12 protein-coding genes are annotated in these 13518 nt (G+C 44.6%); 5 read left to right on the top strand and 7 right to left on the bottom strand.

Going from position 1 to position 13518, the window contains the following annotated elements:
- Nucleotides 1-159: 159 nt before the first annotated feature.
- Nucleotides 160-738, top strand: coding sequence for a LytTR family transcriptional regulator DNA-binding domain-containing protein (locus tag ACO08K_RS21895; RefSeq protein ID WP_421798601.1), 579 nt, complete (start codon nucleotides 160-162; stop codon nucleotides 736-738).
- 9 nt (nucleotides 739-747) lie between these two features.
- Here the strand turns inward: ACO08K_RS21895 and ACO08K_RS21890 are convergent, their stop codons facing one another.
- Genes ACO08K_RS21890 through ACO08K_RS21880 form a run of 3 tightly spaced genes read right to left on the bottom strand, consistent with a single transcriptional unit; the run spans nucleotide 748 to nucleotide 3123 of the window.
- Nucleotides 748-1314, bottom strand: coding sequence for a MarC family protein (locus ACO08K_RS21890; RefSeq protein ID WP_421798600.1), 567 nt, complete (start codon nucleotides 1312-1314; stop codon nucleotides 748-750).
- A gap of 40 nt (nucleotides 1315-1354) precedes the next feature.
- The gene (locus ACO08K_RS21885; RefSeq protein ID WP_421798599.1) at nucleotides 1355-1843 is read right to left on the bottom strand and encodes a TFIIB-type zinc ribbon-containing protein; all 489 of its coding nucleotides are present in this window, start codon (nucleotides 1841-1843) and stop codon (nucleotides 1355-1357) included.
- 5 nt (nucleotides 1844-1848) lie between these two features.
- Nucleotides 1849-3123: a hypothetical protein gene (locus ACO08K_RS21880; protein WP_421798598.1), complete on the bottom strand. Its 1275-nt coding sequence runs from the start codon at nucleotides 3121-3123 to the stop codon at nucleotides 1849-1851.
- Nucleotides 3124-3524: 401 nt separating this feature from the next.
- Here ACO08K_RS21880 and ACO08K_RS21875 point away from each other — a divergent pair, with 401 nt between their 5' ends.
- The 4 genes from ACO08K_RS21875 to ACO08K_RS21860 all read left to right on the top strand — a co-directional run bounded on the left by ACO08K_RS21875 (nucleotide 3525) and on the right by ACO08K_RS21860 (nucleotide 6532).
- Nucleotides 3525-4343, top strand: a complete 819-nt coding sequence (locus tag ACO08K_RS21875) for a S41 family peptidase (RefSeq protein ID WP_421798597.1) — start codon at nucleotides 3525-3527, stop codon at nucleotides 4341-4343.
- 86 nt (nucleotides 4344-4429) lie between these two features.
- Nucleotides 4430-4843 (top strand): element excision factor XisH family protein, encoded by a 414-nt coding sequence (locus tag ACO08K_RS21870; RefSeq protein ID WP_421798596.1) that lies wholly within the window; start codon nucleotides 4430-4432, stop codon nucleotides 4841-4843.
- A complete protein-coding gene (locus tag ACO08K_RS21865) occupies nucleotides 4831-5178 on the top strand; it encodes a XisI protein (protein WP_421798595.1) in 348 nt (115 codons plus the stop codon). The genes ACO08K_RS21870 and ACO08K_RS21865 overlap by 13 nt, the downstream gene beginning before the upstream one ends.
- A 64-nt stretch (nucleotides 5179-5242) precedes the next feature.
- Entirely contained in the window at nucleotides 5243-6532 is a 1290-nt protein-coding gene (locus ACO08K_RS21860; protein WP_421798594.1) for a phospholipase D-like domain-containing protein, read from the top strand.
- A gap of 141 nt (nucleotides 6533-6673) precedes the next feature.
- On the opposite strand, the gene ACO08K_RS21855 is transcribed toward ACO08K_RS21860, so the two are convergent.
- The 4 genes from ACO08K_RS21855 to ACO08K_RS21840 form a co-directional block, all read right to left on the bottom strand.
- The gene (locus ACO08K_RS21855) at nucleotides 6674-9268 is read right to left on the bottom strand and encodes a glycoside hydrolase family 95 protein (protein WP_421798593.1); all 2595 of its coding nucleotides are present in this window, start codon (nucleotides 9266-9268) and stop codon (nucleotides 6674-6676) included.
- A complete protein-coding gene (locus tag ACO08K_RS21850) occupies nucleotides 9265-10728 on the bottom strand; it encodes an adenosine deaminase (protein ID WP_421798592.1) in 1464 nt (487 codons plus the stop codon). Before ACO08K_RS21850 ends, ACO08K_RS21855 begins: the two co-directional genes overlap by 4 nt.
- Before the next feature lie 127 nt (nucleotides 10729-10855).
- On the bottom strand, nucleotides 10856-11935 hold the full coding sequence (locus ACO08K_RS21845) for a Gfo/Idh/MocA family protein (protein WP_421798591.1): 1080 nt from the start codon (nucleotides 11933-11935) through the stop codon (nucleotides 10856-10858).
- 106 nt (nucleotides 11936-12041) lie between these two features.
- Nucleotides 12042-13511 (bottom strand): sulfatase, encoded by a 1470-nt coding sequence (locus ACO08K_RS21840; protein WP_421798590.1) that lies wholly within the window; start codon nucleotides 13509-13511, stop codon nucleotides 12042-12044.
- Nucleotides 13512-13518 lie beyond the last annotated feature (7 nt).

Raw genomic sequence — 13518 nt, 5'->3', positions numbered from 1 at the left:
GCCTTAGGTTTCTTAGGTGGTGAAAAGAAAAAACTACTATTTCACCACCTAAGAAACCTAAAGCACTGAAGGGACACTCAAGTAAGTGCTGTTGAGGATTTTTGCTTTTTATCCCCGATTAACGCTCCTCGCTGCAACCCTTGCAAATCTTATTCGTCCTTGGAAATAGAGCTTTATCAATTTTCCGGGATGATGACAGTTGGCAACGAATTAGGGATCAAATCACCATTTGCGCTATTTATGGCGCTTTTTCCTGTCTCCATACTCCTGTTTTTGGGGAAACCCTGGCTGTTAGGGGTCATCCCGCTAGGTGTTTTAAGTTTGTATGGGTATGTTCAGCTCAAACGAAAATCCAAGCGTTACTCCAGTTCCTTGATCCATTTCACCACACAAGATCAGTTGGAGCATTTAAGCATTGATTTGGAACACTTGCTTTTTTTGACTTCTAAAGACAAATCCACCTGCATTTATTACCTGAACAAGGGGCTAGTAGATCAAAAATTATTGCGAGGTAGTTTGAAATATTTTGAGGCACAATTAGAAAGCTTCCCCGTACAGCGATGCCATCTTTCCTACCTGGTTAACCTCACCCAGGTACGCTTTGTTGGAGGTCATGCAGATGGTTTAAAACTTTACCTGCGCAATGTAGATGATCCCATTCCAGTGTCCAATAAGTACCGTAGCGATATTTCTAAATCATTACAGGCTTTGTCTGAACGAGTTTCGATTCAACCTTAAATTTCAATACTATCCCAGCCCCAAATTCGATTTAAAAATCTTCACAGCCACTGCCAATAAAATCACGCCCATAAATTTGCGAATGACCAGCAATCCACCCCGCCCCAGCAACTTTTCCAGTAGACGTAAAGAGCGCAGAACGATGTAAATGATCAGTAGGTTGAGTAAAATGCCAATTACAATTGTAAAAGAATCAAAATTGGTTTTAAGGGAAATGACGGTGGTCAAAGTCCCCGAACCCGCAATGAGGGGGAAAGCTACGGGGACTAAACTCCCAGTTTGGTTTTCGTCTTCAGATTTAAAAATGTCAATCCCCAAGGTCATTTCCAGTCCCATGATGAAAATCAGGATGGAACCAGCTACCGCAAAAGATTTTAAATCTACGCCCAAAACGTGCAAAAATGCTTCACCAACAAATAAAAAAACCAGCATCAATAAACCAGCAAAGGTGGTCGCTTTCCAAGCCTGAATTTGCCCAAAACGTTCACTGATCGAAATGAGGATGGGAATATTCCCTAACATGTCGATGATGGCAAAAAGAGTAAAGGTGACGGTAAAGACATGGTCAAAGTTCATAAGGGCAGGTGTTGAAAAGGTTGAATTGAGAGGTAAGATACTATTTCCCTTTCAATTTTTCAATCGCCTTCAATACGGCCTCCCGCTTGTCTGCTGCGGTCATCCAGCGGGGTAATCGCGCCCCAATACTTCGACTCATGCGGGGGCTGGTGTTTCTTTCCCTCAGTTTAGCCCCTACATGTTCCGCCAAAAACTCCAGGTGTTCGAGGTTGTAAGCCCAAAGGGTTTGGCCAGAAAAATCGGCTTGAAGCCATACAGGCAAATGAAAAAATGGATCGATGGGTCGACCAAAAATCAACACATTGCCTTTTTTCTGCTTGGGTTCCTGACGGGGAGAGATCTTTTCCAAGATTTTATTGTAGCCACAGTTTGTACAAACTACCTTGATCTCGTATTGCGTTTTTTTCAAGGCTTCAAAATCTCCAGTGTGTACGATTGCCTGTTCTGAACACTGAGGGCAAACCACCAGTATGTTTTTGGCAAATTGGTAGAGGAGGGTTTGGTAGGTATGTTTGCTGCGCTCTTCCATGGTATTCAGTTTATTCCGCGAATTTGCCAGGTAAGGCTGATGATGCGTCCGAAGTGCTCCTGGTGTTTTCCAGCGCTTAGTTCCTGGTCAAATGCGCCAGCTATTTTTTCAACCAATTGAATGTATTCAGGACTGGTTTCAGCATAAAGGTGTTTGCTAAAGGTCAGTTTTTGTTCATCTTCTTTAAAGTTGATGTCCAATTTTAGCTCACCCGAAGCCAGAATCAAGCCCCTCCCGGTGTATTCGCCAGTTTTGTCTTCTAAAATATTGGCCTCCGAGCCCCCTATTTGTTGCAAAACAAAATTTAAAAACACGGGTAACATGCCAAGTTTAACCGGGTAAAGGGTGTAATAATGATCTTCAGGGTTGTAGGTACCAACCCAGGGGGGTGCTTTTTCGAGTTGACGCAATTGCAATTTTGGCTTGCCATTTTTGTCCTGTTTCCATTCAAAATAGGTATTAAGCCAAGCAGCATTATTGTTTTCGACATTGATCATCCGGGTTTCAGTGTCATTGTAGGGCACCACGTAGCCATGGTCATTCAAAAAATTGTACACCACCAGGGCATGCTCTGTTTCTGGCAACTCATTATCCTGAGCATTCCAGCTTTGAAATTCTGCTTGAAAAACCACATCGGTCTGATCTGGAGAAAAGGCAAGAGCTCCGTGAGGTGAGGGGAAAGAGTAGTTGTCCACGCTTTCGTTTTGAGTATTAAATCGTTTGATTTCTAAGGTTTTTACGTCCAAAACAGCGTGTTCAGAAATCATCAAAAAACGTCCACCTTCCAATTGATCAAGGGTTTCCATTTTGGCTGGATCACTATCCATAAAAACTTCCCTATAAAGCCCGGGTTGTCCATTTTCACTGTCCAAAAATTGTAAAGAGGCGAATTCTGAACTTTGTTCTACCAGTGGTTTTACCACCAGCGTTTTGTCCTGTACAAAAATGAGGTACAAGCTTTGGCTGCCAGCGATGAGGCTTGGCGTAGGCGCTCCCGGCAATGCATAAACGCTCCATAAAAAAGGCAAGCCTGTGTTGGTTTCCAGCTTTTTTGGAAACTGAATGGACTTTCCTTCATAAAAGATGGAGTAGGCTACATCCGTTTGTTTGACATAACCATGTTTCAAATCAGCCGCAAAACTAGTACTTGCGGCTGCTTTAATGGTAAAGGGGCCATAAGTAAATACCTTTTCTGTGGATTTAGCATTGGCGCGCTTGCTGAATCTCAGATAAAGCAATATTGAAGCGGCGATTAAAGCCAGAAAAATTGCTACTCTCATTTTTTTGTACTGAATTTAATTTCCGTTCCATTGTGTTGGATTGCAAGATAATGTCCCCTTTTTTGTCCTGCTATTTTTTCTGTTTTTTTAAAAAAACTGGTGGATGGAATAGAATGGTCAGAATATCCTTCATTGATTTGTGATTGTCTTTCACCAAATTAATAGTCAAAATGTTTACGTCTGTGCTTTTGTTCGCATTGTTTTTTTTTAGCGTAGGAGAAATGAACAATTTTCCTGCAGCTGAACCGACTGGTCCGTTAGTTTTTTTCCAAGCTTCGAGTACACAAACGCTCCCAGATAGTTTAAAGTCCTACCTAATCGAAGCCATTCAAATTGTCAAAAACAACGCACTGCATCGAGATTCAATAAATTGGTTCAAGACGGAAGAACAAATCTTTACAATGGCTGCTGCAGCACGCACCTACGAAGATTGTTATCCAGCCCTTCGCTTCCTCTTGCAGGCTCTAGGTGACCGCCACAGTTTTTTAATCTCAGCCTCTATTGGCAAAGCAGTGGCCAATCCAGATGCGTATAAAACCATGCCATTAACAACTGGTGAGATTATGGATGGTAAAATTGCCTATTTGCGGATGCCTTTTGTATTTGGAGGGAATGAAAGTGCAGCTACCTATTTCGCAGATCAACTACACCTTTTGCTACAACAACTCGATCGTTCTAAACCCAAAGCCTGGATTTTGGACTTGCGAAGTAACCGCGGTGGCAATTGTTGGCCCATGCTGGCAGGGATAGGGCCTTTGCTGGGGGAAGGCGTTTGTGGTTATTTTGTTGATCCGTATAAAAAAGCCCCCCCAGTTGCCTGGTCTTATCGGGATGGCCAAGCACTGGAAGGCAGCTCGATCAGCACCAAAGTCAGCGGAACGCCTTACCAATTGCGCCAGAGCATGCCTTGGGTTGCGGTGCTTACGGGGCCAAATACAGCAAGTTCGGGGGAGGTGGTAACGGTGGCTTTTCGGAAACGCCCCAAAACTCGGAGTTTCGGCGAAGCAACCGCTGGGCTTTCGACCAGCAATCAGGAATTTCGTTTGCGCGATGGTGCGATGCTTGTTTTAACCACCTCTATTTATGCGGATCGGGAACGGGAAATTTATGGCGGAAAAATCCATCCAGACGAGGTAATTGGGGCCGGTTTGAATAGTGGTAAAGTGGATTTGGTGATTGAGTCGGCAAAGCAGTGGTTAGGGACACAAATAAAGAAGTGATAGAGATGCGTTTTTGTTTGTTCTTTAATTATTTGTTGTTTTTTAAATAATTATACTACAATTCTTATTTTTACGCAAAAACAAACATGTTTAAAGACATTTACCACAACCTAGTTAAAATTTTACTTGAACAAGATGGTTGGGTCGTGACTCATGATCCATTAACCATCCGTGGATTAACCCGAAAAATTCACATTGATTTTGCTGCCGAGAAAATAATTACTGCGGAAAGAGAAGGAAGTAAAATAGCGGTAGAAGTTAAAAGTTTTTTAGGTCCTTCTCTACTCAATGATTTTTATGACGCCATTGGAAAATATGAATTATATTGGGATGCGTTAAACCAAAACGATCCCTCACGGATTTTATTCATAGCGCTTCCTATTGGAGCTTATGATGAACTCGTACTGGAGCCATTTATTCAAAACACTTTGAGGCGTCTGGGAATAAAACTCTTGATTTTTAATCCTGAACTCGAAAAAATTGAGCTATGGATACCTTAATCGATGTAAAAAGTAAAAAATTGATCGTCCGGCAAATTATAGAGCAACTTGCACAAGTTGACTCAAGCGAGCCAGCCGATGCAACCATCAAAATTCTGGATGAAGCAGGTGGCCACTACCTCTTGTTCAACAATACTTGGAAAGATGGCCGCAGGTATTATGGCTGCTTTTTGCACATCGACATCCATTCCGACGGCAAAATCTGGATTCAACACGATGGCACCGACCTGAACGTGGCAGAGCAGCTACTAGAGGCTGGTGTGGCAAAAGAGGAAATTGTGCTGGGGTTTCAGCCGCCTGCAGTGAGGGGGGTGCTGGGGTTTGGGGTTGGGTGATAATTTTTTAAGTCTATTCTACATTCGAGCCTAAAACCAAATTCAATCTTTAATAACTTATTTTATGATCGTTCCTTTATTTGAAAATATAAAATCAAAAATTTCTGAATTTCTTTTTAAATCTCAAAAAACGGTTAAAATTGCGAGTGCATTTTTCTCTGACCACGAATTATTCGAAATATTATGTAAATTATCTCAGAAGGGTATTCAAGTGCAACTGATTATATCTGATCATCCTTCTAATTTTTTAAACGCAAAGATTAATTTTAGACATCTTATTGAAAGTGGTGGTAAATTGTATTTAGCATGTAGAACTACCAGTGATTCTTTTATGCATCATAAATTTTGCATCATTGATGATTCAGTTCTTATTAATGGTTCTTATAATTGGACTATTCGAGCGTCGACCTATAACCTTGAAAACATTGTAATAATAAATGATAAAGATTGTGTCGATTCATTTCAAAAGGAGTTCTCAAAAATCATACTGGAATTTTCAATTGAACAAAATGGCTGGAAGGAATATCAAATCTTCTCAGGCTTTATAGATTTAGACAGAATTTCTCAAGGATTTTATCCTGGAGAGTTAATCCTTATTGCTGGAAGAATTGGCATGGGGCAAGAATATCTCGCCCAAAAAATTGCATTAAACAATGCTGTTGATTTTCAGAACAATACATACTATGTTTCAACATATCAATCACATAGCGAAGTTTTCAGACGTTTCATTGCTTCACGTTGTAATGTTTCGCCCAAATATGCAGATTTTCAGTCTATTGAATTCCAGAATGAAGCTAACATGATATCCAAAGCCCCCCTTAAAATAGAGGACCTCTCTTCAACCATCAACAATATCGAAATAGAGTGTCAAAGATTTAGCTTAATAGGAGGAAAACTGGTTGTAATTAACAACATAAATGAATATGTAGATTTTTACAGAAGTAATACCTCTGAAAGTATTAACATCCTAAGTCGCTTAAAGTCAATAGCAAGAAAATTCAGGCTCACTATTTTTCTAGTTGCCGATTTACCAACCCCAAAAGGGTCAAATAGGCAAACTGCTGTGCCTAATATAGCAGAACTAGATAATTTTGAAGGTTTTTTTGATTCAATTATATTTGTTCATAATGACAATTACTCTTATGATGACGTAGACTCCAAGTCTACTGTTAAACATGTGTATATGCAAAAAAATTATTTGGGCTGTGTTGGAAATGCTTATTTAAGCTATGATCCTGATACAAATAACTTTTTTGATCTTATTGAAAATCAGCATAGCAATTCAAATTTCACAGATGATAACTTAATTAAAATGCCTTCTCGATTTAAAGATGAGGAAGATATTCCATTTTAATTTTTTGATCTTCTTAATTCTCAGATGAATTAGTAAAGCATTAAATCAATTTTTATTCCACTTGATCCTATTTTTTGAAAATAAAATACATAACCATACTCACACTCAATAGGTTCCTTTTACATTTTCCCAATTAATTCCTCACTTCACCTCATACGCCCCTCCCCTCTTCGTCTCAAAATCCACTGCAAAGCCTTCATTTACAATCATTTTATCCGCCGCCCCAGAATCCTTAATCAACATTTTCCCCGGTGCAACCACTCTAAATAGTTGATTCCCGTTCTCTCCCTTCACCTCTAAGGTTTGTACATTTTGCACCGCTACCTGTGTATTTGTCCGCAACCTACAATTCCCCCCCAAAGTCGACCGGATCGTTGCCTGCACCAGCACCCCATCCTTCCATTCCATATCCACCTCAAAACCACCTCTGGCCCGCAAACCCTTTACTTTCCCGGTATGCCAGGCCTTTGGCAAAGCTGGCAATAAGTGAATTTCACCGGCATGGCTCTGCAGCAGCATCTCGGCAATACCCGCCGTAGCCCCAAAATTTCCGTCGATTTGAAAAGGAGGATGTGCGTCAAAGAGATTAGGATAAGTGCCACCACCCTGCATGGTCGTAACATTGGTACGCACCAGTTTAAACAGGTTGGTGATCAGTTTTAGCGCATGATCGCCATCGAAGAGCCTGGCCCAAATGTTGACTTTCCAGCCCATCGACCAGCCTGTAGCAAAATCGCCTCGCCGTTCCATGACCCGCTGCACCGCTGCCATCAATTCAGGCGAACTCTGTTGGGTAATTTGATTGCTGGGGTGAATGGCATAGAGGTGAGAGATGTGGCGATGCTGCACATCTCCATCTTCAAAATCTTCGGACCACTCTTGGAGTTGGCCGTATTTACCGATTTGATAGGGCAACAATTGGCTCAGTTGTTGCTGCACCGAATCTACCATGGGGTCTTTCATTTGCAACAATTGCGCGGCTTCAAGGTAGTGGGCAAAAGCTTCACGTACAATCGCCATGTCCATCGTTGGGCCGGGGCTGAAGGTGGCTTGTTTGTTGTCTTCGTAAACAAAGTTTTGTTCAGGCGAGTGCCCTACCGGAGTCAGCAGGTAACCCTGTTCGTTTTTGACCAACCAGCCTTGATAAAACTCCACCACCCCTTTGAGCAGTGGAAACACTTCGTTTTTCAAAAATTGCTGGTCGCCACTGAACAAATAGTGTTCCCACAAATGGCTGGTCAACCAGCCAGCACCCATTGGCCAAAAGGAGCAAGCGCAGTTGTCCACCGGTTCAGCATGCCGCCAGATGTCCATGTTGTGGTGGGCCACCCAGCCGGAGTTGCCGTACATGTTGCGCGCTGTTTCACGACCATTGATGGCCAGTTCTTTGATGGCGCGAAAAAAAGGCCCTTGGCATTCGGCGAGGTTGGTAATCTCGGCGGGCCAGTAGTTCATTTGGGCATTGATGTTGATGGTGTAGGCACCATTCCAGGGCGGGATCATTTGGTCGTTCCAGATGCCTTGCAAATTGAGTGGTTGTCCACCAGGGCGAGAGCCAGCAATCATCAAGTACCGCCCATATTGAAAATAGAGCGCCGCAAAAGCAGGGTCTTGCCCATTTGCAAACAATTCCACCCGACGATCGCTGGGCAACTTGGATTGTTCCGTTTCTGCTGCCAGGCTGAGTTCGACTCGTTTGAACAAGTTTTGGTAATCCAACAAATGCCGTTGGTACAAATTGGCAAAAGACCTTGCTTCAATGGCTTTAAAAAATGCATTCAGCAGCACAGCCGGGTTTTTACCTTCGGTAGCTGGGCTTTTGTCAAAACCATTGTAACTGGTTGCCGCACTCAAGACGATGGTCAATTCGCTAACATTTTGCACCTTGATTTTTTCACCTTGCTGGCTAATAGTGCCTCCCGTATTCAGCACTTTCAGGCGGGTTTCAAATGCCATACCTAGGCCATTGACCTGATCCTGGTACAAAAAGTTGGCGGCCTGGGGCTTGCGCGCTCCACTTTTTTCATATAGCTCGGGGTACTTGTGTTGATCGCCCAGTTTTTCCACCAAATCAAAATTGCGGCGCAAGGCAAATCCTGGAGCACGGCCCAACAGCCGCAAGACATTCCCATTGCCTCGTTGCTGAGCAGTAGCCTGATGTGGCGTAGAAAGTTGAACGGTGCAGTTGATTTTATCTGGTCCCGTTGCGCTGATTTTCAGCACAACAATGTGGTCAGGGTAGCTGGCAAAATAGCTGCGACGATAGGTAGTTGCACCTATTTTGTATTCCGTGTGAGCGGTGGCAGTATTGAGGTCCAAGCTGCGTTTGTATGCTTTGATTTGGCTTGAATCGTGGGCAAAATCCAGCCACAAATCGCTCATCGGTTGGTACATCTGGTGGTTGCGGCCCAACCATTCCTTGGTGATGATGGCTTGGGCTTCCTGGTATTTTTTGGCTTTGAGCAACTCCATCACCTGCGGATAAGCCCGGCGTACATTGATATTGGTAAAAGTACCACGAGGGTCTCCAGAGTAGAGGGTGCCTTCGTTGAGTTGCAGATGCTCACGCATGGGGCCACCGAAAACCATCGCGCCCATGTAGCCATTGCCGAGTGGTAGGGCTTCCGACCAAAGTTTAGCGGGTTGGTCATACCACAATTGCAGTGTATTGTTTTGTGCTGAAACACTGATTGGGATCAGCAAAGCCCAAAGCTGAATTCGCAGGATGTTCCTCATTTTTTAACCAAGCTCAGTTGGAGTTGTTGTTCAAATTTGGCCAGTTGTTGTTGCAGGTTGTGGGTCAACTTCAGTTTTACTTTTTCTTCCTCAATGAAGCTAAATTTGATGCTATTCAGGATGTACTGTTTGATCTCCGCGTAAGAGATGTTCTTATAGCGATTGGCCAACAACACGAATTGCTCGGTAAGGTTGCTGCGCAGAATGCCCGCGTCATCGGTCGAAATGACAATGGGTACTTTGGCGGAACGATACATTGTGATGGGATGCCGATCGTCTTTGACTTTAAGGATGTAATCGTTGCTGGTCAGGTTGATTTCTATGGCTACTTGTTGGGTTTGCATCAATTTAAGGAGGTCGTACACCTTGTTTTCATAGGCCAAATCTACTCCATGCCCGATGCGGTGAGCCCCAGCTTCTCGTACTGCTGCATTGATGTGCCAGTTCAATTCTTCAGGTTTCACCAAACCCAGGGTCAATTCTCCGGCGTGCATGGAAAATTTCACTGTGGGGAATTGTTTTTTACACCATTTGAAAAATTGCATGTGCAGCCAGTAATTGCGCATGGAATTGGCATTGTCTTCGGGCGCTACCAGGTTTACGCCAACGATCAGGTTACTGCGCTCTGCCGACATAAAGGCGGCTACTGAATTACCAAACACTGCAAGCTGGTCTTCCAATACCCGAATAACAAAACTTTGAAACCGCATGGTAAAGGTGCTGTCGTCCAGCATCAGTTCCCGGTGTACTTTTTCAAAGCCTTGCGCATAATCAAGGACTTTGGCCTCGATGCCTTTTTTCAAAAATTGGGCATACAAGGTGTCCAATACGCGGGAAAGTGCAACACTGTTTTTTTGTCGTTGCAGGGAATCGAACACAGTTGCATAAGCTTTCAGATCAGAAAGATCCAGTCCATGTTTGGCTGAGCGATACATTACTTCGAGGTACTGTACATTCTCGGCTTTGGCGCGTTGTTTGAGTTCAAGAAGCCCTTCTCGCACCAATCCTTTACTAGGCAAATCAAATTTATCAAAGGCATCAAAGAAGTGTTTGTCACTGGCTTCATCGCCTTCAAAATAGTCTTTGATGGACCAAAAACGCAGGAGTTGGTACCGCAGGGCATCGAGGCCGCCGGCGGCTTTGACTTCGCTGAATCGTTTGATGTCTTCGTTGGGGGCGGGGGCTTTGTCGTACAAGGCCAGGGTTTTGAGGTTGACCCAAAAATCGGATTTGAGGGCGTAGTCAAAGTAGCTTTCGGCGTAAATGGAGCCGGAAAAGTGGTTGTGCAGGTCACCGCCTTTGGGCATTTGTTGGAAAAATGCGGTGAGCAGCGCGCGGTTGTCCCGGATGGAATTGAGGTAATCGGAGATGTATTTTTCGGCGCTCACCTGGCCAGATAAAGTAACTCCAGGTAAAACAATTAAGGCCAAGAATAGCCAAATGAAAGTAGACTTGAGCATGTTTTAGGTGTTTTTGCTTAGGTGTGTCTTAAATGCCTGTGGTTTCTTAGGTGGTGAAAATGTCTTTATCTACCACCTAAGAAACCACAGGCACTCAAGATACACCTTAGAAATTAGTGCATTAAGGTTAATCCAGCCGTACCATCTCCCCCGTCCGCACGGATTCATCGCAAGCGAAGGCAACCTTCAAACTATTTACTGCATCCGCCAAGTGATCGGTCAAATCCAGATTCTCCTGAATCGCTTTCAAAAAATAGCGCTGCTCCCGGTTGCACAACTCCTGGTGATCGGGCTCATCCTGCAGATCAATCCACTCATCCGGCCGGGTGAACTCATTACTGGCATCAATGTCGGCGTGGTGCCAACGCAAGGATTCGGTTTTGGTGTGCGAATCTACATTATCCGATTTACCCGCTGCACCCGCATCTTTAGCCACAATAGACACACAACCCTTAGGGCCAATCACGTCTTTTACAAAAAAGGCCGTTTCACTCATCATTGGGCCCCAGCCAGCCTCATACCAGCCCACTGAGCCGTCTTCAAAATGGATTTGGAGTTGGCCATAGTTGTAGTTGGTCGCTGGAATATCGTTAGTCATACGGGCTCCGATGGCACTTACCCGGATGGGTTTGGAGCGCGTCATTTGGCACATCACGTCGATGTAGTGTACACCACAATCCACAATGGGACTGAGGCTTTTCATCAAATTGCGGTGCACATCCCACATGTAGCCATGGCTTTGTTGGTTGAGGTTCATGCGCATGACCAGTGGTTTGCCGAGCTCCTGGGCAATTTCTACAAATTTGGCCCAGGAAGGATGGTGCCTCAAAATATAACCCACTACCACTTTTTTACCAGCTTTTCGCGCGGCAGCCACTACCCTTTCGGCACCTTCCACCGTATCCGCAATGGGTTTTTCGATAAACACATGGCACCCTGCTTCCAATGCCTGGATGCAAAACTGTTCGTGGGTATCGGGGTATGTTGAAATACACACCGCATCAGGTTTGGTTGTGGCCAATGCCTGGGTATAATCTGAAAAAAGTGGATAGCCGCCGCCCAGTTTTTCATTCAGCACTTCTTTACTTTTGCCCGTAGATACGATGCCACAAATTTCGAAACCGTCCAGGCGTTGATAGGCAAAGGCATGCGAAGCGCCCATGTTGCCACAGCCTACGACGAGGACTTTAATGGAAGTATTGCTCATTGATCCGATGTGTTATTTTTGGGGTAAAAATATTCTTCTGTAGTTACAAAATGGAAGAAAAGGGGGGATAAAAAAATATGTGTTCATTTTGCCCTCTCCAAAGGACTTATTCATCAAAAAAAACGATGTCCCATTTGGTAATCCAGGCTTTGTCGTAAGTCGGATAACGGTCAATTTCATCACCACCACCGTGCCAGCGCGGGTCTTCATTTTGCGACATCCAGATGTCCAGTTTCAATTGCAGGTTCTTTTTGAGTCGCTGGTATTTGGGATATTGAGCGAGGTTGTTGACGTTGAAAGGATCAGCATTGACATCGTACAATTCCTCTCTGGGGCGTTTGTCAAATCCAATTTGGAAAAAAGTACGCACATTGTCTTCCATGGCGTGATCCATCATGTAGGCTTTGGTAGGGCCACCGTCTACATCGCCGTATTCAGAGGGTGTGCCGGGAATGGTTGGGTCGCCTGCGGGCATCCGTTGAGGACGTAAGTTGAGGATGTAAAGGTATTCTTTGGTCCGAATGGCCCGCATGGGGTAACCCGGAAAACCCAGCTCATTTTTCCGACACATGCAGTGGCGTTCCCTTTCCAGAAACACCTCCTCCCGATGCGCTTTCTTTTTGCCTTTTAACACGGGCACCAAACTGATGCCATCCAGGTCTTTTGGCAGCGGCACGTCGGCCACTTCCAAAAAGGTAGGCATTAGGTCGATGAGGTTGACAAAGGTTTCTGAGCGGCGGTTTCGTTTGAATTTTTTGGGGAAACTGATCACCAATGGAACCCGGGTGCCATAATCGTACATGTTGGCCTTGGCCCGGGGAAAAGGCATTCCATTGTCTCCCGTAACCACGATCATGGTATTCTCCAGAAGGCCTTTGTCTTCCAGTTTTTTTAACAAAGCCCCTATTTCCCGGTCTACCCGTTTTATTTCAGCGTAATAATCGGCCAGGTCTCCGCGTACATCAGGTAAGTCGGGCAAAAATTTTGGTACGCTTAGTTTTGTGGAGTCGATGCCCACTTTTCGGCCATGGCCTCGGGTATAAGGGCGATGCGGATCGTTGGTGCCCCACCAGAAGCAAAAGGGCTTTTTGTTGTCGAGGCTATCCAGGAAGGCACCAAATTCTTGCTGATGCCCCGCCGGGTTTTCCTTGTAACCCATTTTTTCAAACTTGCCGGGGGCCCAACCTTTGCGTTCGAAGGCAACTGCATAGCCGTGTTGGCGCAACAATTTGACATAGGTGGTTTCGGCGGTGTCCAGTTTGCCTACCAGGTTGACTCCTTCGCCCAATTTGTGGGGGTATTTCCCCGTCAAAATGGCTGAACGCGAAGGGGTGCAGGATGGCGTAGCACAAAAGGCATGGGTAAAAACCATCCCCATCGTGGCCAAGCGTTCCAGATTTGGGGTGTGGATCGGGGAGTCTTCGTAGGCGCTGGCAAAGGGGTAGCTCCAGTCGTCGGCGAGGATGAAGAGGATGTTTGGTTTTGCTGCCGGATCAACTGTGGGTTTGCAGGCAGTGATCATAACAAACAGGAAGAGAAAGAATAAGGATTGAAAAGGCTTTTTCAAGTAGTTCATTGAGACA

The organism is Haliscomenobacter sp., from assembly GCF_965225875.1.
Classification (GTDB): domain Bacteria; phylum Bacteroidota; class Bacteroidia; order Chitinophagales; family Saprospiraceae; genus Haliscomenobacter.
This window is presented reverse-complemented; position numbering and strand designations above follow the sequence as displayed.

Coding starts and splice junctions, on each gene's coding strand:
- ACO08K_RS21875 (WP_421798597.1), top strand. CDS start 3,525: ATGGCTGCTGCAGCACGCACCTACGAAGATTGTTATCCAGCCCTTCGC.
- ACO08K_RS21850 (WP_421798592.1), bottom strand. CDS start 10,728: ATGCTCAAGTCTACTTTCATTTGGCTATTCTTGGCCTTAATTGTTTTA.
- ACO08K_RS21880 (WP_421798598.1), bottom strand. CDS start 3,123: ATGAGAGTAGCAATTTTTCTGGCTTTAATCGCCGCTTCAATATTGCTT.
- ACO08K_RS21890 (WP_421798600.1), bottom strand. CDS start 1,314: ATGAACTTTGACCATGTCTTTACCGTCACCTTTACTCTTTTTGCCATC.
- ACO08K_RS21860 (WP_421798594.1), top strand. CDS start 5,243: ATGATCGTTCCTTTATTTGAAAATATAAAATCAAAAATTTCTGAATTT.
- ACO08K_RS21865 (WP_421798595.1), top strand. CDS start 4,831: ATGGATACCTTAATCGATGTAAAAAGTAAAAAATTGATCGTCCGGCAA.
- ACO08K_RS21885 (WP_421798599.1), bottom strand. CDS start 1,843: ATGGAAGAGCGCAGCAAACATACCTACCAAACCCTCCTCTACCAATTT.
- ACO08K_RS21845 (WP_421798591.1), bottom strand. CDS start 11,935: ATGAGCAATACTTCCATTAAAGTCCTCGTCGTAGGCTGTGGCAACATG.
- ACO08K_RS21855 (WP_421798593.1), bottom strand. CDS start 9,268: ATGAGGAACATCCTGCGAATTCAGCTTTGGGCTTTGCTGATCCCAATC.
- ACO08K_RS21870 (WP_421798596.1), top strand. CDS start 4,430: ATGTTTAAAGACATTTACCACAACCTAGTTAAAATTTTACTTGAACAA.
- ACO08K_RS21840 (WP_421798590.1), bottom strand. CDS start 13,511: ATGAACTACTTGAAAAAGCCTTTTCAATCCTTATTCTTTCTCTTCCTG.